Origin of the sequence: Caballeronia sp. LZ033 (genome assembly GCF_031451265.1) — a bacterium.
In the GTDB taxonomy this organism is placed as follows: Bacteria; Pseudomonadota; Gammaproteobacteria; order Burkholderiales; family Burkholderiaceae; genus Caballeronia.
Genome location: NZ_JARUXQ010000001.1, coordinates 1773382 through 1793474, shown reverse-complemented (window position 1 = coordinate 1793474; position 20093 = coordinate 1773382). Strand labels below are relative to the sequence as shown.

Below are 20093 nucleotides of genomic sequence, written 5' to 3'. Positions count from 1 at the left end.
GGTGACGCTGCTGCACGAAATGCAGAAGCGCGATGCGAAGAAGGGTCTGGCGTCGCTGTGCATCGGCGGCGGCATGGGCGTGGCGCTGGCGGTGGAACGGCCGTAAGCAGGACGCGCGGCACAAGTACGCAGGGCAGGACTGGGAAGGATTGGCGGGCGGCCTGGAGATCGCCGTCCGCATAACGAAAATGGAGTGAGGAATGACGAAGCGCATAGCGTATGTAACCGGCGGCATGGGCGGCATCGGCACCAGCATCTGCCAGCGCCTGCACAAGGATGGCTTCACGGTGGTCGCGGGCTGCGGCCCCAACTCGCCGCGCCGGGTGAAATGGCTGGAAGACCAGAAGGCGCTCGGCTTCGACTTCATTGCCTCGGAAGGCAACGTCGGCGACTGGGAATCGACCAAGAACGCGTTCGACAAGGTCAAATCCGAAGTCGGCGAAGTCGACGTGCTGGTGAACAATGCAGGCATCACGCGCGACGTCGTGTTCCGCAAGATGACGCACGAGGACTGGACGGCCGTCATCGACACCAACCTGACGAGCCTGTTCAACGTGACCAAGCAGGTCATCGACGGCATGGTGGAGCGGGGTTTCGGCCGCATCATCAACATTTCGTCGGTGAACGGGCAGAAGGGGCAGTTCGGCCAGACCAACTATTCGACAGCCAAGGCCGGCATTCACGGCTTCACGATGGCGCTCGCGCAGGAAGTGGCGACCAAGGGCGTGACGGTCAACACGGTGTCGCCGGGTTACATCGGCACGGACATGGTGAAGGCCATCCGGCCGGAAGTGCTGGAGAAGATCGTCGCGACCATTCCGGTGCGGCGTCTGGGCACGCCCGACGAGATCGGCTCGATCTGCGCGTGGCTGGCCTCCGATGAATCGGGCTTCTCGACCGGAGCGGACTTCTCGCTGAACGGCGGCTTGCATATGGGCTGACGGGCGGAGGCTCGTCCGGGTGCGGCGTGCATTGCGTGCGTTGCATGCATTACGTGCATCCGGGCGGGCCGCCACTCGCCGGATTTTTTCAACGATGCGGCGAACATGCAGCAGCGCTTTTTTGCGACGACGCAAGACCTGCTTGCTGCCATCGCAGTAAAGTTTTGCGTTTAAAGGCGTTCAATGACCACTACTACTACAAAGAAATCCGCCGAGCGACTGATCAAGAAGTATCCGAACCGTCGGCTGTATGACACGGAGACGAGCACCTACATCACGTTGTCGGATGTGAAGCAACTCGTGCTCGATCAGGAAGAGTTCAAGGTGCTCGACGCGAAGTCCAACGACGACCTCACGCGCAGCATCCTGCTGCAGATCATTCTTGAGGAAGAGAGCGGCGGCCTGCCGATGTTCTCCTCGGTGATGCTGTCGCAGATCATCCGCTTCTACGGCCACGCGATGCAGGGCATGATGGGCACGTACCTGGAGAAGAACATCCAGGCGTTCATCGACATCCAGCAGAAGCTGTCCGAGCAAAGCAAGGGCATTTACGACGGCAATGCGCTGAATCCCGAGGTCTGGTCGCAGTTCATGAACATGCAGGCGCCGATGATGCAGGGCATGATGACGAGCTATATCGAGCAGTCGAAGAACATGTTCGTGCAGATGCAGGAGCAGATGCAATCTCAGGCGAAGACGATGTTCAATACGTTTCCGTTTCAGGCGCCTACGGGGCCGACTACGGAGAAGAAGTAGGGGGCTCGTATCCGGGCAGGCTTCGCGGGTGGCGTGCATCGCCAGCCGGGGGATCAGGGTCAGCGGCGGAACGTTGAGGAAGTAATTTCACAGAAATGCGTTCGCGATTTCGTTGACGCTCGGTGTGGCGCGCCCCTAAGCGATACCTACGTTTCAGGCGATGCCTGAAACGCTCGTCGAACGGGGAAACCTGACGGCAAATACGGCCGCAGGCCGCCAAACAGCCGCTTCGAGCGGCTGTTTTCATATCCGCGGACGCAAGACTGTGACGTACATTTGCTATATCGATCTGCTATATCGATAAGGCAGGAAGCGGCGCATCCATCAGGATTCAACGTCTCGCGACGTCTCGAGCCGAGTTCGCCGGAAAATCGTTCAAGTGCCGCAGGTGCAGTATCAAGAAAGGCACTTCGTATATTGATTCTGGCCGTCTTCCTGAACCCCCTCGTTTTTCCAACCAAGCCGCTGATAAAAGCCGTTCGCTCGGACTGCTGGATTCCGATCAGTCCGCAGCCAGATCTCGCCGCATGCTTGGCTGAACAACCATTGTTCCGCTGCGTTCATGAGCAGCCGGCCCACGCCGATTCCTTCATATTCGGGTCGAACAAACAGCGCGAAGATCGTTGCGTCTGCCGCGTTTGCCATGCCGAATGCCACAACCTTTGCAGCATCTTCCGCAACCCAACCGCGGCCTTCGCCGGTCAGCATGGCGGCAATGGTCACCGGCGTGATATTCGCGGATGCCAGTTCTTCGATGGACATGCGGTTCTCACGGACGCTAGTGCGAACATCGAAAAGCCGGGGCACGTCTTCGACGGTTGCAGCGCGGATCTGTATTGCTGTCCTTCTCATGGCATTTCGCGTCGTATTTCAAGTTTCGAGCCTCGCGGATGTAAGCCAGTCTGAACGACAAACGCAGACTGTGTTGTGAAAAAGGGGTTCGTTTTCAGCAAACCGTGTCACAGCGAATGCCTGGGTGATCCTCCGCTTGAACCAATCCGCACCACCCACCGCCCTCCAAACCGCCTCCCCACCGCTCCGATGTAAAATAGTGGATTCGCCCGACGCCTTCGGCCGAGTCCCACAACATCGTCTCTCCCCGTGAAAAACTCTTTGGAATCAACCGCCCAGGCCCCAGCCCCCAAAATCGGCATGGTGTCCCTCGGCTGCCCGAAAGCCCTCGTCGACTCCGAGCAGATCATCACCCAGCTGCGCGCCGAGGGTTATCAGATCTCCGGCACCTATGACGGCGCGGACCTCGTCGTGGTCAACACCTGCGGCTTCATCGACGAAGCCGTGCAGGAAAGCCTCGACGCCATCGGCGAGGCGCTCTCCGAAAACGGCAAGGTCATCGTCACCGGCTGCCTCGGCGCGAAAAAGAGCGCGAGCGGCGGCGGCCTGATCGAGGAAGTGCATCCGAAGGTGCTCGCGGTCACCGGCCCCCACGCCACCAACGAAGTGATGAACGCGGTGCACACGTATCTGCCCAAGCCGCACGATCCGTTCACCGACCTCGTCCCGCCCGCCGGCATCAAGCTCACGCCGCGCCACTACGCCTATCTGAAAATCTCCGAAGGCTGCAATCATCGCTGCACCTTCTGCATCATTCCGTCGATGCGCGGCGATCTCGTCTCGCGTCCCGTCGCCGAAGTCATGCTCGAAGCCGAGAATCTCTTCAAGTCCGGCGTGAAGGAACTGCTCGTGATCTCGCAGGACACGAGCGCGTACGGCGTCGACGTCAAGTACCGCACCGGCTTCTGGAACGGCAAGCCGCTCAAGACGCGCATGACCGACCTGGTCGGCGCGCTCGGCGAACTTGCCGCCCAATACGGCGCCTGGGTGCGTCTGCATTACGTCTATCCGTACCCGAGCGTCGACGAAGTCATCCCGATGATGGCCGAAGGCCCGCTCAAGGGCCACGTGCTGCCGTATCTCGACGTGCCGTTCCAGCACGCGCATCCCGAGGTGCTCAAGCGCATGAAGCGCCCAGCCAACGCCGAGAAAGTGCTCGAGCGCGTCCGGACGTGGCGCGAAATCTGTCCCGACCTGAGCATTCGCAGCACCTTCATCGCAGGCTTTCCGGGCGAAACGGAAGAGCAGTTCCAGACCCTGCTCGACTTCATCGCGGAAGCGGACCTGGACCGCGTCGGCTGCTTTGCGTATTCGCCGGTCGAAGGCGCGAGCGCCAACGAACTCGACGGCGCCTTGCCCGATGAAGTCCGCGAAGAGCGCCGCGCGCGCTTCATGGAACTCGCCGAGGAACTGTCGGCGAAGCGCATGAAAAAGAAAGTGGGCAAGACGCTCAAGGTGCTCGTTGACGAGATCGGCACGGACGGCGGCATCGGCCGCACGGCGGCGGATGCGCCGGAAATCGACGGCGTCGTGTACATCGCGCCGGCCACCAAGGCATCGAAGCGCTACAAGGCCGGCGATTTCGTCTCCGTGAAAATCACCGGCGCCGACGGCCACGATCTCTGGGGCGAGGTCTGACACCATGCCGCACGCTCCGCAGGTCCTCGCCCTCGGCGAGGCGATGATCGAGTTCAACCAGTCGCAGCGCGGCCAGCCCGGCTATCTGCAAGGTTTCGGCGGCGACGTGTCGAACTTCCTGATCGCGGCGTCGCGGCAGGGCGCCTCGACCGGCTTCGTTTCCGCCGTCGGCAACGATCACTTCGGCCAGTTGCTGCTCGACTTGTGGCGCGCGGAGAACGTCGACACCTCCACGGTGCGCATCGATCAGGACGCGCCCACGGGCGTGTATTTCGTGTCGCACGGCGAGCAGGGGCATCGCTTCGACTACTTGCGCGCGGGCTCGGCGGCGAGCCGCTATGCGCCGTCGCACCTGCCGCTCGACGCCATCGCGGCCGCCCGCGTCGTGCATCTGTCGGGCATCAGTCTGGCGATCGGCGTGGCCGCGTGCGATGCCGCGCTCGCCGCCATCGACCATGCGCGCTCGCACCGCGTCACCGTCAGTTTCGACACCAACCTGCGCCTCAAGCTGTGGCCGCTCGCGCGCGCTCGCGCCGTGATGCTCGAAGCCATCCGCTCGGCCGACATCTGCCTGCCGAGCTGGGACGACGTCACGCTGCTCACGGGCCACGAAGACAAGGACGCGATCGTCGACGCCTTGTTGGCGCTCGGTCCGAAGATCGTCGCGCTGAAACTGGGCCGCGAAGGCGCGTACATCGCCACGCCCGCCGAGCGGCGCGTGGTGCCCGGCCGCGTCGTGCAGGCGGTCGATGCCACCGGCGCGGGCGACTGCTTTGGCGGCGCGTTCATTGCGCGCATCGTCGCCGGCGATGATCCTTTCGCGGCCGCGCGCTATGCGAACGCGGCGGCCGCCTTGTCGACGCAAGGCTTTGGCGCGGTCGCGCCGATTCCTGATCAGGCCGCGGTGGAGCGCGCGCTGAAAGCCTGAGCGTCAATCCAGCAACAGCAACCCGACAGCGGAGACGACATGCAACGTGAAGTGGTGGTGGTGAGCGGCGTGCGCACGGCAATCGGCGATTTCGGCGGCGCGCTGAAGGATTTCACGCCGACCGATCTCGGCGCGCGCGTCGTGCGCGAGGCCTTGTCGCGTGCGAACGTGCAGGGCGATGAAGTCGGCCACGTAGTGTTCGGCAACGTGATCCAGACCGAGCCGCGCGACATGTATCTTGCCCGCGTCGCCGCGCTCGACGGCGGCGTCACGCAGCACGCGCCCGCGCTCACGGTGAACCGCCTGTGCGGTTCGGGCCTGCAGGCGATCGTATCGGCGTCGCAGAGCATCCTGCTCGGCGATGCGGATGTCGCCATCGGCGGCGGCGCTGAAAGCATGAGCCGCGCGCCCTACATCATGCCGGCCGCGCGCTTCGGCCAGCGCATGGGCGACGCGCGCATCGTCGACATGATGGTCGGCGCGCTGAACGATCCGTTCGACAAGATTCACATGGGCGTGACCGCCGAGAACGTCGCGCGCCAGTTCGGCATCACGCGGGAGATGCAGGACGCGCTCGCGCTCGAATCGCACAAGCGCGCGGCGCACGCCATCGAGGCCGGTTTCTTCAAGGAGCAGATCCTGCCGATCACGCTCGCGTCGAAGAAAGGCGACACGGTGTTCGAGCGCGACGAACACGTGCGCATGAACGCCACTGCCGAGGACTTCGCGAAGCTCAAGCCCGTGTTCGCGAAAGAAAACGGCACGGTGACGGCGGGCAATGCATCGGGCATCAACGACGCCGCGGCGGCCGTCGTGCTGATGGAGCGCAGCGTCGCCGAGAAGCGCGGCGCGCAGCCGCTGGCCAGGCTGGTCGCCTACGCGCACGCGGGCGTCGATCCGAAGCTCATGGGCATCGGCCCGGTGCCCGCGACGCAGAAGGTCCTGGAACGCGCGGGTTTGTCCGTCGCGGATCTCGACGTGATCGAGGCCAACGAGGCGTTCGCCGCGCAGGCCTGCGCCGTGTCGCAGGAACTGAAGCTGGATCCCGCGAAGGTCAATCCGAACGGTTCGGGCATTTCGCTCGGCCATCCGATCGGCGCCACGGGCGCGCTGATCACCGTGAAGGCGCTGTACGAGCTGCAGCGCATCGGCGGGCGCTATGCGCTCGTGACGATGTGCATCGGCGGCGGGCAGGGCATCGCGGCGATCTTCGAGCGCATCTGAGGCAGCCGATGCGCGCTCGAATCCCGCACACAACGAAGGAACCACGGATGATCCACAGCATGCACGGCTCGCGTCTCATCGCGGCGCTGGCCATCACGGCGGCGCTGGCCATCACGGCGGCGCTGGCCGCCTGCAATTCGCCGATGCCCGCAGGGAGCTCCGGCGTGCTGCCGCCTGACCAGCGCGAGCCGGCCGGCGCGGATGCGCACGGCGCGCAAGCGGCCATCGCCGAACTGGCGCTGCCGCCGCAAAAGCCGCTGACGCCCAATCCGGAGTACGCGCGCTTTCCGCGCTATGTCGGCACGCTGGGCACCAGGCAGGTCGAGATGACGCTCGGCGCGAAAACCGACGATCCGTCCGGCGTCCACGGCGAGTACCGCTTCGCCGGCAGCCCGAACGTGATTCTCGTGGCGGGCGATCGCGACAGCGACACGCTCGAGATCGAGGAATCGAACGACGGCACGCACATCACCGGCAACTGGGTCGGCAAGTTCGCGCCGGACGGCAGCGTGTCCGGCGAACGCATGGATCCCGACGATTCCAACGGACAGCCCTTCGAGCTTCGGCCCGCCGTTGCGGGCGCCGGGCTGCCGCCGCTGCCGGGCGGGAATGCCGCGGGTTCAGCGGGCGCGGCGGGTGCATCGAAAGCGCCGCCCGCGCCGTCGCTGGAACCGGCGCCGCCCGCACCGCCGAAGAACAGCGTGGGCGGCACGAGCAACGTCATCATCGGCGAATAGCCCTGTCTCTTTCATGCCGCCGGCGCGCTCCGGCGGCATCTTCCTTGATCCGTTTCAACGCCACGCCATGACCGATTCCCACGACAACGCCCCCAACCGCGACCTGCAAACCCGCATCGTCCAGCCGGAGGATCGCATCACGCCCGGCTTCGAGTCGTTTTCGGTGCCGGTGGCGCGGGCGTCGACGGTCGTGTTTCCCGATCTCGCGACGATGCGCTCGCTCGTCTGGAACGACGACTCCAGGTGGCGCTACGGCCTGCACGGGACGCCGACGACCATCGCGCTGGCGCAGCGCATCGCGGCCATCGAAGGCGGCGAGTACGCGCTGTTGCAGCCCTCGGGACTCGCGGCGATCTCGAATGTCTATTTCGGTCTCGTGCGGACGGGCGATCACGTGCTCGTGCCCGACAACGCCTATGGCCCGAACCGCGATCACGCGGACTGGCTCGCGGAGGATTTCGGCATCGAGGTGACGTATTACGATCCAATGATCGGCGCGGGCATCGATACCTTGCTGCGCGCCAATACGAAGCTGGTCTGGCTCGAAGCGCCCGGTTCCGTGACGATGGAAGTGCAGGACGTGCCCGCCATCGCCGCGGCCGCGCGGGCGAAGGGCATCGTGACGGCCATCGACAATACGTTCTCGGCCGGCCTCGCTTTCAAGCCGTTCGAACATGGCGTCGACATTTCGGTGCAGGCGCTGACGAAGTATCAGTCCGGCGGCAGCGACGTGCTGATGGGCGCGACCATCACGCGCAACGCCGACTTGCACAGCAAGCTGAAGCGCGCGCGCATGCAGCTGGGTGTCGGGGTATCGGCGGACGATGCATCGCTCGTATTGCGCAGCCTGCCTTCGATGAAGACGCGTTACGAGGCCCACGACCGCGCGGCGTTCGCGCTCGCCACCTGGCTGAAGATGCGCCCCGAAGTGGCCGCCGTGCTGCATCCGGCGCTGCCGGACTGTCCCGGCCACGCGTTCTTCGAGCGCGATTTCAAGGGCGGCGCGGGCGGCCTGTTCTCCATCGTCTTCGACAAGCAATACAGCGCGGCGCAAGTCGATGCGTTCGTCGAGGCGCTCGAGCTGTTCTCGATCGGCTGGAGCTGGGGCGGCTCGCACAGCCTCGCGATGCCCTACACCGTCCGCACGATGCGCACGGCATCGCAATGGCCGCACGAAGGCGTGCTGGTGCGGTTCTACATTGGGCTGGAGGCGGAAGCGGACCTGCGCGCCGATCTCGAAGCGGCGCTGGTCAAGGCGTTCGGTTAAGACAAACGGCGCCCGAGGGCGCCGTTCTTCGACAAGCACGAAAGCCGCAGCGTTCAGAACAACCGCAGCAGGCCGTCGAGGCCGACGAAGTTGAACGCGAGGCTCGCCGACTCGCGCACGACCGGCTTCGCGCGAAACGCCACCGACAAGCCCGCTTCGGCCATCATCTTCAGATCGTTCGAGCCGTCGCCCATGGCGATCGCGCGCTGCGGATCGATGCCGATCTGCGCGCAGGTGTCGAGCAGCGTGCGCGCCTTCAAGTCCGCGTTGACGATTTCGCCGACTACTTTCCCCGTCAGCTTGCCATCGACGATTTCGAGCGTGTTCGCCCGCGTGTAGTCGAGGCCGAGACGCGCCTTCAGCCGCTCGGTGAAGAACGTGAAGCCGCCCGACACGAGCAGCGTCTTCAGACCCGCCGCGCGCGCGCCGGCGAGCATGCGCTCCGCGCCCGGCGACAGTTTCAGGCGTTCCTCGTAGACCCGTTCGAGCGCGTTTGCATCGAGTCCCTTCAGCAACGCGACGCGGCGCGTGAGGCTCTCGTTGAAGTCCTTGATCTCGCCGCGCATCGACGCCTCGGTGATCGCCGCGACTTCCGCCTTCAGCCCGCAGAAATCCGCGATTTCATCGATGCATTCGATCGTGATGAGCGTCGAGTCCATGTCCATCGCGACGAGGCCAAAACCGGCGAGCGTCGCATCCGGCGCGATGTAGGCGTAGTCGAGGCCGTGCGTGCCGCAGTACGCGTCGATGTCGGGACGTTGCAGCGGATCGGCGCCGGCAAGACGCAGCAACGTGTCATCGACGCGCTGCGGAGCCTGCGAGCGGGCCAGCGCCGCGAGCGGGCGCAGATGCGAATCGGAGATCGGGGCGAGGCTTTGAATGACGAGGTTCATCGAAGGCGAGGGCGAGGGCCAAGAAACAGTGGACGCGCGAAAGCGCCATTGTACCGGCCGGCTTGCGCGCGCTAACGCTGCACCTTCGCGGGATCGACGTCCCAGTAGGGCGGCTCGCCGAACTGTCCGGCGAGGAAGTCGATGAAGGCCAGCGTTTTCGGCGGCACAAACGCGCGGCTCGGATACACGGCCCAGATCGCCACGGTCTGCGCGGGCGGATAGTCGTCGAGCAGCGTGACGAGTTCGCCGCTCGCGATCAGCGGCGCGACGCTCCACGTTGATTTCAGCCCGATGCCGATGCCCGCCGCCAGCGCATCGCGGATCACCTCGCCGTTGTCGGTCACGAGCCGACCGGACACGCGCACGTCGATCACGCCGGTCGGCGTGACGAAGCTCCAGTCGCGCTGATCGGCGAGGATCACACACTCGTGGCGCGCGAGATCGGCCGGATGGCGCGGCGTGCCGTGCCGCGCGAGATAGCCGGGCGATGCGCACAGCACGCGGCGGTTGCTCGCGAGCTTCTTCGCCACCAGCGTCGAATCCTTCAGCGCGCCGATGCGGATTGCGAGGTCAATGCCCTCGTCCACGAGATCGACGATCTGGTCGGTCATGCGCAGATCGACGCTCACGCCCGGGTATTGGCGCAGGAACGCGGGCATCAGCGGCGAGATGTGCTGGCGTCCGAGCGACGAGGGCATGGTCACGCGCAGGCGTCCGTGCGGATGCTCGCGCGCCTGTCCGACCGACGCGCGCGCCGCGTCGGCGGCGTCAAGCAGGCCGCGCGCGTGGTCGGCGAAGATCTCGCCCTCCTGGGTCAGCGAGACGCGCCGGGTCGTGCGATGCAGCAGCCGCGCGCCGAGCATGCGCTCCAGCGCCGCGATGCGGGCGCTCGCCACCGCGGGCGAGAGCCCGAATTCGCGCGCGGCGGCGGACAGATTGGCCAACGCCGCCGCACGCACGAAAAGTCCGATATCGAGGAGATCGAGACGCTCGCGCGGCGTGGCGTCCGCGAGGAGATCGCTTGCCATTTGATGGATTTGGCGAAAAATGTTTCAGTGATTATGACGGTTTTCCGAATATCCCAGGCGTCTTACCATGGGCAACAGTTCACTCACTTCAATGGAGCACCCCATGAAAGCCATCGGTTTCACGCGCTACCTCCCGATTTCCGACCCGCAAGCGCTGGTCGACATCGAACTCGAGCAACCCGTGCCCACCGGACGCGACTTGCTCGTGAAGGTCGAGGCGATCGCCGTCAATCCGGTCGACACCAAGGTGCGCGCGCCCAAGGACAAGGTCGAATCGGCCCCGCGCGTGCTGGGCTGGGACGCGGCGGGCGTGGTGGCCGCCGTCGGACCGGAAGCGACGCTGTTCAAGGTCGGCGATCCGGTCTACTACGCCGGCGACATCACCCGGCCCGGCGCGAACAGCGAATTCCATCTGATCGATGAACGCATCGTCGGCACGAAGCCGGCCTCGCTCGATTTCAGCAGCGCCGCCGCGCTGCCGCTGACCACCATCACCGCGTGGGAAGCGCTGTTCGACCGCCTGGGCGTGTCGGCGGAAGGCAAGGACGCGGGCAAGTCGGTGCTGATCGTCGGCGGGGCGGGCGGCGTCGGGTCGATCGGCATCCAGCTTGCGAAGCGGGTGGCGAAGCTGCAGGTGATCGCCACGGCGTCGCGGCCCGAATCGGCCAAGTGGGCGCAAGAACTCGGTGCGGATCACATCGTCGATCACTTCGGGGACATCCCGGCGCAGATGAAGCAGATCGGCTTCCCGCAGGTCGACTACGTGCTGATCTTCAACGACACCGACAAGCATTTCCCGGCCGCCGCCGAAGTCATCAAGCCGCAGGGCGGCATCTGCACGATCGTCGAGAATGCGCGGCCGCTGCCGGTGGAACTGCTGAAGGTGAAGAGCGCGGCGTTGCACTGGGAGCTCATGTTCACGCGCGCGATGTTCAGCACGCCCGACATGATCGAGCAGCACAAGCTGCTGTCGGAAGTGGCGCGGCTGATCGACGCAGGCACGCTGCGCACGACCCTCGGACGCGACCTCGGACCCATCAATGCGACGAACCTGCGCGAGGCGCATCGGCTGCTGGAAGAAGGGCGCACGGTCGGCAAGCTGGTGCTGACGGGCTTTTGAGGCGCCGCTGACAGGTTTTTGACCATGCGCAAGCCGCCCTTCGCGCACTCGGGTTATCCATGACGATGACCCGTCAAACGTGGCGCTAGACTGAATCCGGACCGTTGCACGCACACTGCGTCCCGGTGCGCGAGACGCGCCGGATTCACTCACAGCGCCTGTTACGGAGGTGGCGGCATGAATCGTCGTTCGATCGTTCGTCGCATCGTTTCCGTCGCCGCGCTCACGATGGTCGCCGCGACCGCCCGGGCCACGCCGGGCATCAAGGTGCTCTCCGAGGCGGCCAATGACGGCCCCATCAAGTACACGGTCAAGATGACCTCGAAGTCGTTCGGCAACGAGCAGGAAACCCGCACCATCCGCTCCGGGCAGACCGATGACTTCACCTGGCAAGGCAACGCCGCCGGCGGCGCGCAGGCCGTGCCGGACGGCTGTCCGCAGGCGGCCTCGGTGCCGAAGAGCGCCGACGGCGCGGCGGTGCGGCAGGTGCAGATCCGCTTCGCGCCGATGGTCGGCGACAACGGCACGGCCAACGTGCAGATCAGTTTTCGGGCCTATGCGCCGAAGGGCACATCGCGCGTCACGGTGGCCGGGAAGAGCCTGCAATGTCCGGTGGACAACCGCTTCAGCCAGATCGTGCGCTTCGCCATGCCGACTTCCACTGGTTCCAAAAAGACCGTCACGCTCGACGACGGCACGCAGCTGACCGTGACCGCCAACCGCAAATAGCATCTTTGAGCGGCTGGAGCAGTAAGGCTTACAGAACGCCTGCCCGGCTTCGGCCCAGATCGCCGGACGCCGCGCGCCCGCCCGCCTTGGCATGTTTCCTGCGATTCCTTCCGATACCGTGCCGCAACCGCGCACGGAAAACGCCTCGACGCCCGCCCGGCGCGAGGCGCGTTCATCGACTCTTCCCGACCGCCAAGGTGCCGCGATGCCGCACATGATCTGGAAAGGCGCGATCAGCTTCGGACTGGTCCACGTGCCCGTGCAACTCTATCCCGCGACGCAGTCGGAGAAGGTCGGCTTCAACCTGCTCGACAAGCGCTCCATGGACCCGATCGGCTACAAGCAGATCAACAAGAACACGGGCAAGGAAGTCACGCGCGACAACATCGTGCGCGGCTTCGAGTATGAGAAGGGCAAGTATGTCGTGATGACCGACGCCGAGATTCGCGCGGCCAATCCGGAGTCGACCCAGACGGTCGACATTCTCGCCTTCGTCGATGCCCCCGAGATCTCGTTCCTGTCGCTCGACACGCCTTACTATCTCGCGCCCGATCGCAAGGGCGAGAAGGTCTATGCGCTGCTGCGCGATGCGCTGAAGGACACGGGCAAGGTCGGCATCGCGAGCGTCGTGCTGCATAACAAGCAGCATCTCGCGGCGCTGATTCCGGTGGGTCCGGCGCTGGCGCTCAACACGCTGCGCTGGGGCGACGAGGTTCGCGATTTCGGCGAGTTCAAGTTCCCCGACGAAGACACGAAGAAGGCCGGCGTGACGCCGAAGGAACTGGAGATGGCCAAGCGGCTCATCGACGACATGAGCGACAGCTGGGATCCGTCGAAGTACCACGACACCTTCAAGGACGACATCATGGCGCTCGTCGACAAGAAGGTGAAACAAGGCAAGGTGGCCGAGGTGATGAAGGTGGAAGAGGGCGGCGAACAGAAGTCGTCTGCCGACATCCTCGACTTGTCGGAATTGCTCAAGCGCAGTCTCAAGAAGGGTGGCGCGCCGGCGAAACGTGGCAAGGCCGCGGCCGCGGAGGAAGCAGACGGCGAGGACGACTCCGGCGAAGAAGCCGCGCGTCCGGCGCGCAAGACTGCGCGCCGCAAGCGTGCGTGAAGCGCGTCTGTCTCGCCTCTGACACTGCGGATTTCCGACGATGGCCGGCAAACTCGACACCTATCAGCGCATGCGCGCGTTCGACAAGACGCCGGAGCCGTCCGGCGCCGCGAAGCGCGCCGCGCGGGCCCGCAAGACGGCCAAACCACCCGCGAAGTCCAGCCTGTCCTTCGTCATCCAGGAACACGACGCACGCCGTCTGCACTACGACTTCCGCCTGGAACTCGACGGCACGCTCAAGTCATGGGCCGTGCCGAAGGGACCGAGCCTCGATCCCACGGTGAAGCGCCTGGCGGTGCATGTCGAGGATCATCCGCTCGACTATGGTTCGTTCGAAGGCGAGATCCCCGAAGGCAACTACGGTGCGGGCAGCGTCATCGTGTGGGATCGCGGCACGTGGGCGCCGCAGGCGGGCAGCTTCGCGGATGCACAGCGTGAATACGAAAAGGGCAAGCTCAAGTTCACGCTCGATGGCGAGAAGCTGCAGGGCGGCTGGACGCTCGTAAAAAGCCACATGCGCGGCAGCGGCGACAAGGAGCAATGGCTGCTCATCAAGGAGCGCGACGATACGGCGCGCCCGGAGAGCGAATACGACGTGCTTCTCAAAAGGCCGGGCAGCGTGATGTCCGATGCGCCCGGCGCGCGCGGCAAGGATGGTGCGGTGCTCGAACGATCGGAGCGCAAGGCGGCGGCAAAGAAAGCGCCCGCAAAGACGCCCGCGCGCAAGAAGACCTCCGCCGCACAGGCGAACGGCCACGATCATCCGGACATCGTCGCGACTCGCAGCGCGGAATCGCTGCGGACCTTGTCGCATGAACCCGCGATCGAGGGCGCGGTGAAGGCGAAGCTGCCCGCCACGTTCAAGCCGCAGCTCGCCACGCTCGTCGATGCCGCGCCCTCCGGCGACGACTGGGCCTACGAGATCAAGTTCGACGGCTATCGGGTGCTGGCGCGCATCGACACGGTGAAGGGCAAACGCCGCATCGCGATTTTCACGCGCAACGGCAACGACTGGACCGCGAAATTCCCGAAGCAGGTTCAGGCGCTGGAACAGCTCGAGATCGAGAGCGGCTGGCTCGACGGCGAAGCCGTGGTGCTCGACGCACGCGGACTGCCCGACTTCCAGGCGCTGCAGAACGCCTTTGACGCAGGCCGTCCGCAGGACATCGTCGTGTATTTCTTCGACGTGCCCTGGCTCAACGGCTATGACCTGCGCGACGTGCCGCTCGTGCAGCGTCGCGCGCTGCTGAAGGCGCTCGTCGAACCGGCGGAAGATCCGGTGCTGCGCTATTCGCAGGACTTCGCGTTCCACGCCGACGATCTGCTGAAAAGCGCATGCGACATGGCGCTCGAAGGCATCATCGGCAAGCGCATTGACAGCGGCTATGTGTCGGGGCGCGGCAATGCGTGGATCAAGCTCAAGTGCCGGCGGCGCCAGGAGTTCGTGATCGGCGGATATTCCGAGCCGACAGGCAGCCGCGGCCAGTTTGGCGCGCTGCTGCTCGGCGTGTACGACGCGCACGGCAAGCTGCAATACGCGGGCCGCGTGGGCACCGGGTTCGATCACGCGCTGCTCGTCGCGGTGAAGAAGGAACTCGACAAACGCGAGACGAAGCGCATGCCCTTCGCGAGCGAGCCGCAGGAGCGCAGCCGGACGCCCGTGCACTGGGTCAAGCCCGAACTCGTGGCCGAATGCAATTTCGCGGAATGGACCAAGGAGCGCATCGTGCGACAAGCATCGTTCGTCAGTCTGCGTGACGACAAACCCGCGCGGCAGATCGTCAAGGAAGAGCCGGTTGCGGCGAAGAAGACCACAGCGACGAAGAAGACCGCAGCAAGGAAGACCACCGCAGCGAAGAAGGCCAAGGCGGCATCGGCGGAAGTCGAAGGCGTGAAGATCAGCCATCCGGACCGCGTGATCGACAAGTCCAGCGGCTCGCGCAAGATCGACGTGGTCGAGTACTACGCCAGCGTCGCGCAATGGATGCTGCCGCATCTGAAGGACCGCCCGGTGTCGCTCGTGCGCGCGCCGGAAGACATCGGCGGCGAGCTGTTCTTCCAGAAGCACAGTGCGAAGCTCGCCATTCCCCATATCAAGCAGCATCCGGACATCGATCCCGGTCATCCGCCGCTGCTCACCATTGAATCAGCGGGCGCGCTCGCGGGCTGTGCGCAGATGGGCACCATCGAGCTGCATACCTGGAACGCGCTCGCATCGAACCTGGAGAAGCCGGACCGCATGGTGTTCGATCTCGATCCGGGCGAAGGCGTCGGCTGGGAACGGATGATCGAGGCGGCGCGCCTCACCAGGGAATTGCTCGCCGAACTGGGCCTCGAAACGTTCTGCAAGACGAGCGGCGGCAAGGGCTTCCATGTGATCGTGCCGCTCGTGAAGCAGGCCGGCTGGGACGACGTGAAGGACTTCTCGCAAGCGGTCGCGCAGCACATGGCGAGCACGCTGCCCAAGCTCTTCTCCGCGAAGATGGGCATGCAGAACCGCAAGGGCAAGATTTTCATCGACTATCTGCGCAACAACCGCGGCTCGAGCACGGTGGCGGCGTTCTCGCTGCGCGCGCGTCCGGGACTCGGCGCATCGATGCCGATTGCCTGGGACGAACTCGACGACGTGACGAGCGGCGATCAATGGAACATCGGCAATGCGCACGAACGGCTCGACGCATTGAAGCACGATCCGTGGGCCGGCTACGACAAGGCGCGCAAGCGCCTGAGCGCCGAGATGAAGAAGCGCCTCGGGCTGAAGTGAAGCAATTGACAGGAGAAGATCATGAAGCAGTCGAACAAGGAACCCGCAAGCGCGCCCGAACGCGGCCGCGAGGTGTCGAGCAGCGATCGCAATACCCAGACGCGCGACGATGCCGCGAACGCACCGTTGCCTCACGAAGCGGACCAGAACGTCGAATCGCAGCATGAGCACGATCCGCGCGAGGTCGGCAAGCAGGCGCACGAGGATCTCGAACGCGGGCTCGTCGATACCGACCGGCGCGGCGGCGACGACTATCAGCGCGGCACGCAGCGGGACGAGCACGCCAACGTCAATAGCGGTGACGGCCGGCCGCGCAAGTCCTGAAAAAAATTTGAACTGACCGGTGAATTGTTCCGGCAACGGCGCGGCAGATTGCTTATAAACGCTGGCCTTGCATGGCAGCGGCGAGGCCGGATGCGTAGAATGACTCTTTTTTAAATGAGCGCTCGCATCACGTTCGCCGCCAAGCGTTCGCGGTGCGATTTCTACCGACACCCACGCCCAGCCAGGCGCCCGAACCGGTAAGCCCTGCCGATACCCGCATCATTCGTCCGCCTCGCGGTCCTTAAGCCCACTCATCGCAACATGCAATCCGACCTTCTGTCCCGCCTGAAGAACGAAACCGCCGCGTGTCATGCACGGCTCGAGAATGCGCTTGACCTGATGCGGGACGATCTGCAACGCGACGAATACATCGCGCTGCTCGAACGATTCTATGGCTATGTTGCACCGTGGGAGGACGCCGCGGCCGCGTGCCTGCCGGCCACGCTGTCGGTCTTCTTCGACCAGCGCCGCAAGGCGCCGCTGCTGGCCGCCGATCTCGCCGCGCTGACCGGCGAACGCCGGCCGGTCGGCTCCGTGCCGCAGGCCGACACGCGCTATGACCTGCCGCGCCTCCACAACCTGGGCGATGCGTTCGGCTCCATGTACGTGATGGAAGGCAGCACGCTCGGCGGACGGTTCATTGCGCCACACGTCGCGCAGCGTCTCGATCTCGCGTCAGGCCTGGGCAATGCCTATTTCGAAGGCTATGGCGCGCGCACCGGCAGCATGTGGAACGCGTTCCGCGAAACCGCCGCCGCCTCGGTGCCCGAAGCCCAGCATGACGACGCGGTGAAGGCCGCCATCGCCACCTTTGAGAGCCTGCAGTCCTGGCTGTGTCCCGAAGCGGCCGGTGTCGACGTCGTCCCGCCCGTACCGGGAGCCGTCACATGAGCGGGACGGACAGCGGATCCGGCGGTTCACTCACTCCCGGAGCGGGGAGCTACGGACCGCCCGACGCCGAGGCACGCCGGCTCACGCTCAGTTCGGGCGTCGCGAGCAAGGATTGCGACGCCGAGCCGATCCACGTTCCCGGCGGCATCCAGCCGCATGGCTATCTGCTGGCGCTGGCCGACGATCTCCGCATCGTGCAGGCCAGCGACAACCTGCCTGCATTGACGGGCGCGCCTCTGGATGCGCTGCTTGGCCAGCCGCTCGCGGTGGCGCTCGGCGAGGCCGCCGCGCAGCGCATCGCGCACGTGGCCAGCATGGCGGCGCTGGAGGATTCGCCGCTGTATGTCGGACCGGTCGAGATACCGGCCGCGCCCCCCGGCTCCGCGCGTCTCGATGTCACGCTGCACCGGCACGACGGCATCCTGATCGTCGAGATGGAAGCGGCGGCGGCAAGCGGCGACACGTTCGCCTCGATGTATCCGCTCGTGCGCACCTTCGCGCGCGGCCTGCAGGATGCGGCGACCGTCCAGGAACTGGCGGAACTCGCGGTGCGCGAGGTGCGCGCGATCACGGGCTTCGGCCGCGTAATGCTCTACAGCTTCGACGAAGAAGGGCGCAGCCACGTGCTCGCGGAAGACCGCGAGGCGGACTACGCGTCGTTCCTGCATCAGTTCTTTCCGGCTTCCGACATTCCGCGCCAGGCGCGCGCGCTGTATCTGAAGAACCGCATCCGCCTGGTCGCCGACGTCAACTACACGCCCGCGCGCCTCGTGCCGGATGTGAACCCGCTCACGGGCCGTCCGACCGACCTCACCTATTCGACGCTGCGCAGCTTCTCGCCGGTGCACCTCGAATACATGCGCAACATGAACACGCATGCGTCGATGTCGGTGTCGATCGTCGTGCGGGGCCGCTTGTGGGGCCTCGTCTCGTGCCACGACCATGCGCCGCGCATCGTGCCGTTCAACACGCGCGTCGCGGTCGAGCATCTCGGCAACATGCTGTCCTTGCAGATCGAGGCGAAGGAAGAGCGCGCCGAAGGCGAATATCTCACCGACCTGCGCCGGACCATGGGCCGCCTGATCGCCGCGATGGGCGAGCACGAGCGTTTCGTGACCGGACTGCAGTCCGTGCCCGCCGACGTGCTGAACTTCGCGCGTTCCGCCGGCGCGGCCATCGTGTTCGATGATCAGGTGACGCTGCTCGGCGCCACGCCCGACGAAGACACGGTGCGCGCGCTCACGCACTGGCTCGCGGAACATACCAGCGGCGTCTGGGCGACCGATTCCCTGGCGCGCCAGTGGCCGCCCGCCAAGGCGCGCGAAGACCGTGCGTGCGGCGTGCTGGCGGTGCCGGTGTCGCAGATCTTCCGCAACTATCTGCTATGGTTCAGGCCCGAGGTGATGCAGACCATCAAGTGGGCGGGCGAACCGGTCAAGATCGAGGACGGGGCCGGCGCGAGCGCGCCGCGCACCAGCTTCTCGCCGTGGCTCGAAACCGTGCGCGGGCATTCGAAGCCCTGGCGCGCGGGCGAGATCGAGATTGCGGGCGAGCTGCGCGGCGCGCTCCTGAACATCGTGCTGCGGCGCGCCGAGGAACGCGCGGCGCTCGCCACCGAGCTCACGCGCGCCAACAAGGAACTGGAAGCGTTTTCCTATTCGGTGTCGCACGACCTGCGCGCGCCGCTGCGCCATATCGCCGGATACGGCGACCTGCTGCGCGAGCAGGAGGGCGAGCGCATGTCGGAGAAAAGCCGGCGCTTTCTCAACAACATGCTGGATTCGGCGCGCTTCGCGGGCACGCTCGTCGACGATCTCCTGACCTTTTCGCAGATGGGCCGCGCCGCGCTGCGCCCCGCCCCGGTGGACCTCGGCATGCTGGTGCGCTCGGTCGTGCAGGAGTTCGAGCAGGAGGCGTCGGGACGCGATATCGAATGGGTGATCGGCGACCTGCCGCGCGTCACCGGCGACGCGGCTTTCCTGCAACTGGCGGTGCGCAACCTGCTGTCGAACGCGGTGAAATATACGAGAACGCGGGAATCGGCGAAAATCGAGGTATTCGCCAGCCGCAGCGGCGAGGAATACATCATCGGCGTCCGGGATAATGGCGTCGGCTTCGACATGAAGTACGGCGCCAAGCTGTTCGGCGTGTTCCAGCGCCTGCATCGCGCGGAAGAGTTCGAGGGCACGGGCATCGGACTTGCAAATGTGCGGCGCATCATCGAACGGCACGAAGGGCGGACCTGGGCCGAAGGGCATCCGGGGCAAGGCGCGGTATTCTATTTCTCGCTGCCGGTCGTGTTTCGCAGCATCGGCGCCGCGCAAGGCGCAAAGGGACCCAACGGCGCTCAAGGCACGCCAGTAACAAAGTCACGAAGAGACCATGCTTAAACCGATATTGCTTGTCGAAGACAACCCGAATGACCTCGAGCTGACGCTCGTCGCGCTCGACAAGAGCCAGCTCGCCAACGAGGTCATCGTGGCGCGCGACGGCCAGGAAGCGATCGACTATCTCACCTCCGAAGGCGAGTGGAAGGCGCGCGCGCCGGGCAATCCCGCCGTCATTTTGCTCGACCTGAAGCTGCCGAAGATCGACGGTCTGGAAGTGCTCGACATGATCCGCTCGAACGCGGCGCTCAAGAGCATTCCGGTCGTGATGCTGACTTCGTCGCGCGAGGAGCAGGATCTGATTCGCAGCTACGAACTCGGCGTGAATGCGTATGTCGTGAAGCCGGTCGAGTTCGCGGAATTCGTCGAGGCGATCAGCGATCTCGGCGTGTTCTGGGCCGTGCTCAACGAGCCGCCGCCGGGCTCGACGCGCCTGCGCCGTCCGCCCAACGCGCAATGAGCGCAGCGATCCTGTCCGCGGCGTCCCGCCGCTTCGC

The 20093-nt window shown here is 65.4% G+C and carries 19 protein-coding genes; 16 read left to right on the top strand and 3 right to left on the bottom strand.

The features are described from left to right. From QCE62_RS08390 to phaR, 3 genes are all read left to right on the top strand, one after another. Positions 1-106: hypothetical protein (locus QCE62_RS08390; protein ID WP_309919726.1), on the top strand; the 106-nt coding region annotated here is incomplete at its 5' end. A gap of 94 nt (positions 107-200) precedes the next feature. After that, positions 201-941, top strand: a complete 741-nt coding sequence (locus tag QCE62_RS08385) for a 3-ketoacyl-ACP reductase (RefSeq protein ID WP_309916519.1) — start codon at positions 201-203, stop codon at positions 939-941. A gap of 183 nt (positions 942-1124) precedes the next feature. Further along, the gene (gene phaR / locus QCE62_RS08380; protein ID WP_309916516.1) at positions 1125-1697 is read left to right on the top strand and encodes a polyhydroxyalkanoate synthesis repressor PhaR; all 573 of its coding nucleotides are present in this window, start codon (positions 1125-1127) and stop codon (positions 1695-1697) included. Positions 1698-2093: 396 nt separating this feature from the next. Here the strand turns inward: phaR and QCE62_RS08375 are convergent, their stop codons facing one another. Further along, the gene (locus QCE62_RS08375) at positions 2094-2459 is read right to left on the bottom strand and encodes a GNAT family N-acetyltransferase (RefSeq protein WP_309916513.1); all 366 of its coding nucleotides are present in this window, start codon (positions 2457-2459) and stop codon (positions 2094-2096) included. A gap of 390 nt (positions 2460-2849) precedes the next feature. Here QCE62_RS08375 and rimO point away from each other — a divergent pair, with 390 nt between their 5' ends. The 5 genes from rimO to QCE62_RS08350 all read left to right on the top strand — a co-directional run bounded on the left by rimO (position 2850) and on the right by QCE62_RS08350 (position 8343). Then, the gene (rimO, locus tag QCE62_RS08370; protein ID WP_309916511.1) at positions 2850-4187 is read left to right on the top strand and encodes a 30S ribosomal protein S12 methylthiotransferase RimO; all 1338 of its coding nucleotides are present in this window, start codon (positions 2850-2852) and stop codon (positions 4185-4187) included. Between the two features lie 4 nt (positions 4188-4191). Continuing rightward, entirely contained in the window at positions 4192-5115 is a 924-nt protein-coding gene (locus QCE62_RS08365) for a sugar kinase (RefSeq protein WP_309916508.1), read from the top strand. Positions 5116-5154: 39 nt separating this feature from the next. Continuing rightward, positions 5155-6339: a beta-ketothiolase BktB gene (bktB, locus tag QCE62_RS08360; protein WP_309916505.1), complete on the top strand. Its 1185-nt coding sequence runs from the start codon at positions 5155-5157 to the stop codon at positions 6337-6339. 47 nt (positions 6340-6386) lie between these two features. Beyond that, positions 6387-7076, top strand: a complete 690-nt coding sequence (locus QCE62_RS08355; RefSeq protein WP_309916502.1) for a hypothetical protein — start codon at positions 6387-6389, stop codon at positions 7074-7076. A gap of 67 nt (positions 7077-7143) precedes the next feature. Beyond that, positions 7144-8343 (top strand): cystathionine beta-lyase, encoded by a 1200-nt coding sequence (locus QCE62_RS08350; RefSeq protein ID WP_309916500.1) that lies wholly within the window; start codon positions 7144-7146, stop codon positions 8341-8343. Between the two features lie 53 nt (positions 8344-8396). Here QCE62_RS08350 and serB read toward each other — a convergent pair whose 3' ends face one another. Next, positions 8397-9236: a phosphoserine phosphatase SerB gene (gene serB / locus QCE62_RS08345; RefSeq protein WP_309916498.1), complete on the bottom strand. Its 840-nt coding sequence runs from the start codon at positions 9234-9236 to the stop codon at positions 8397-8399. A gap of 71 nt (positions 9237-9307) precedes the next feature. Then, positions 9308-10264, bottom strand: a complete 957-nt coding sequence (locus QCE62_RS08340; protein WP_309808461.1) for a LysR family transcriptional regulator — start codon at positions 10262-10264, stop codon at positions 9308-9310. Between the two features lie 103 nt (positions 10265-10367). On the opposite strand from QCE62_RS08340, the gene QCE62_RS08335 reads away from it, so the two are divergent. From QCE62_RS08335 to QCE62_RS08300, 8 genes are all read left to right on the top strand, one after another. After that, entirely contained in the window at positions 10368-11384 is a 1017-nt protein-coding gene (locus QCE62_RS08335) for a zinc-binding alcohol dehydrogenase family protein (RefSeq protein ID WP_309916495.1), read from the top strand. Positions 11385-11561: 177 nt separating this feature from the next. Further along, a complete protein-coding gene (locus QCE62_RS08330) occupies positions 11562-12113 on the top strand; it encodes a DUF6013 family protein (protein WP_309916493.1) in 552 nt (183 codons plus the stop codon). Positions 12114-12318: 205 nt separating this feature from the next. Next, entirely contained in the window at positions 12319-13230 is a 912-nt protein-coding gene (locus tag QCE62_RS08325; protein WP_309916490.1) for a Ku protein, read from the top strand. A gap of 40 nt (positions 13231-13270) precedes the next feature. Continuing rightward, complete coding sequence (ligD, locus tag QCE62_RS08320) at positions 13271-15994, top strand: DNA ligase D (RefSeq protein ID WP_309916488.1); 2724 nt, start codon at positions 13271-13273, stop codon at positions 15992-15994. 21 nt (positions 15995-16015) lie between these two features. Then, positions 16016-16318, top strand: a complete 303-nt coding sequence (locus QCE62_RS08315) for a hypothetical protein (protein ID WP_309916485.1) — start codon at positions 16016-16018, stop codon at positions 16316-16318. A gap of 261 nt (positions 16319-16579) precedes the next feature. Then, a complete protein-coding gene (locus tag QCE62_RS08310) occupies positions 16580-17209 on the top strand; it encodes a biliverdin-producing heme oxygenase (RefSeq protein ID WP_309916483.1) in 630 nt (209 codons plus the stop codon). Beyond that, positions 17206-19599 carry an ATP-binding protein gene (locus tag QCE62_RS08305; protein WP_309916480.1) on the top strand — a complete coding sequence of 798 codons (2394 nt, stop codon included), beginning with the start codon at positions 17206-17208 and terminating at the stop codon, positions 19597-19599. Before QCE62_RS08310 ends, QCE62_RS08305 begins: the two co-directional genes overlap by 4 nt. After that, positions 19592-20056 (top strand): response regulator, encoded by a 465-nt coding sequence (locus QCE62_RS08300; RefSeq protein WP_309808453.1) that lies wholly within the window; start codon positions 19592-19594, stop codon positions 20054-20056. The genes QCE62_RS08305 and QCE62_RS08300 overlap by 8 nt, the downstream gene beginning before the upstream one ends. Positions 20057-20093 lie beyond the last annotated feature (37 nt).

What these genes read in the sequence shown, in the direction of transcription:
- QCE62_RS08385 (WP_309916519.1), top strand. Translation starts at nt 201, where the DNA reads ATGACGAAGCGCATAGCGTATGTAACCGGCGGCATGGGCGGCATCGGC.
- phaR (WP_309916516.1), top strand. Translation starts at nt 1,125, where the DNA reads ATGACCACTACTACTACAAAGAAATCCGCCGAGCGACTGATCAAGAAG.
- QCE62_RS08375 (WP_309916513.1), bottom strand. Translation starts at nt 2,459, where the DNA reads ATGTCCATCGAAGAACTGGCATCCGCGAATATCACGCCGGTGACCATT.
- rimO (WP_309916511.1), top strand. Translation starts at nt 2,850, where the DNA reads ATGGTGTCCCTCGGCTGCCCGAAAGCCCTCGTCGACTCCGAGCAGATC.
- QCE62_RS08365 (WP_309916508.1), top strand. Translation starts at nt 4,192, where the DNA reads ATGCCGCACGCTCCGCAGGTCCTCGCCCTCGGCGAGGCGATGATCGAG.
- bktB (WP_309916505.1), top strand. Translation starts at nt 5,155, where the DNA reads ATGCAACGTGAAGTGGTGGTGGTGAGCGGCGTGCGCACGGCAATCGGC.
- QCE62_RS08355 (WP_309916502.1), top strand. Translation starts at nt 6,387, where the DNA reads ATGATCCACAGCATGCACGGCTCGCGTCTCATCGCGGCGCTGGCCATC.
- QCE62_RS08350 (WP_309916500.1), top strand. Translation starts at nt 7,144, where the DNA reads ATGACCGATTCCCACGACAACGCCCCCAACCGCGACCTGCAAACCCGC.
- serB (WP_309916498.1), bottom strand. Translation starts at nt 9,236, where the DNA reads ATGAACCTCGTCATTCAAAGCCTCGCCCCGATCTCCGATTCGCATCTG.
- QCE62_RS08340 (WP_309808461.1), bottom strand. Translation starts at nt 10,264, where the DNA reads ATGGCAAGCGATCTCCTCGCGGACGCCACGCCGCGCGAGCGTCTCGAT.
- QCE62_RS08335 (WP_309916495.1), top strand. Translation starts at nt 10,368, where the DNA reads ATGAAAGCCATCGGTTTCACGCGCTACCTCCCGATTTCCGACCCGCAA.
- QCE62_RS08330 (WP_309916493.1), top strand. Translation starts at nt 11,562, where the DNA reads ATGAATCGTCGTTCGATCGTTCGTCGCATCGTTTCCGTCGCCGCGCTC.
- QCE62_RS08325 (WP_309916490.1), top strand. Translation starts at nt 12,319, where the DNA reads ATGCCGCACATGATCTGGAAAGGCGCGATCAGCTTCGGACTGGTCCAC.
- ligD (WP_309916488.1), top strand. Translation starts at nt 13,271, where the DNA reads ATGGCCGGCAAACTCGACACCTATCAGCGCATGCGCGCGTTCGACAAG.
- QCE62_RS08315 (WP_309916485.1), top strand. Translation starts at nt 16,016, where the DNA reads ATGAAGCAGTCGAACAAGGAACCCGCAAGCGCGCCCGAACGCGGCCGC.
- QCE62_RS08310 (WP_309916483.1), top strand. Translation starts at nt 16,580, where the DNA reads ATGCAATCCGACCTTCTGTCCCGCCTGAAGAACGAAACCGCCGCGTGT.
- QCE62_RS08305 (WP_309916480.1), top strand. Translation starts at nt 17,206, where the DNA reads ATGAGCGGGACGGACAGCGGATCCGGCGGTTCACTCACTCCCGGAGCG.
- QCE62_RS08300 (WP_309808453.1), top strand. Translation starts at nt 19,592, where the DNA reads ATGCTTAAACCGATATTGCTTGTCGAAGACAACCCGAATGACCTCGAG.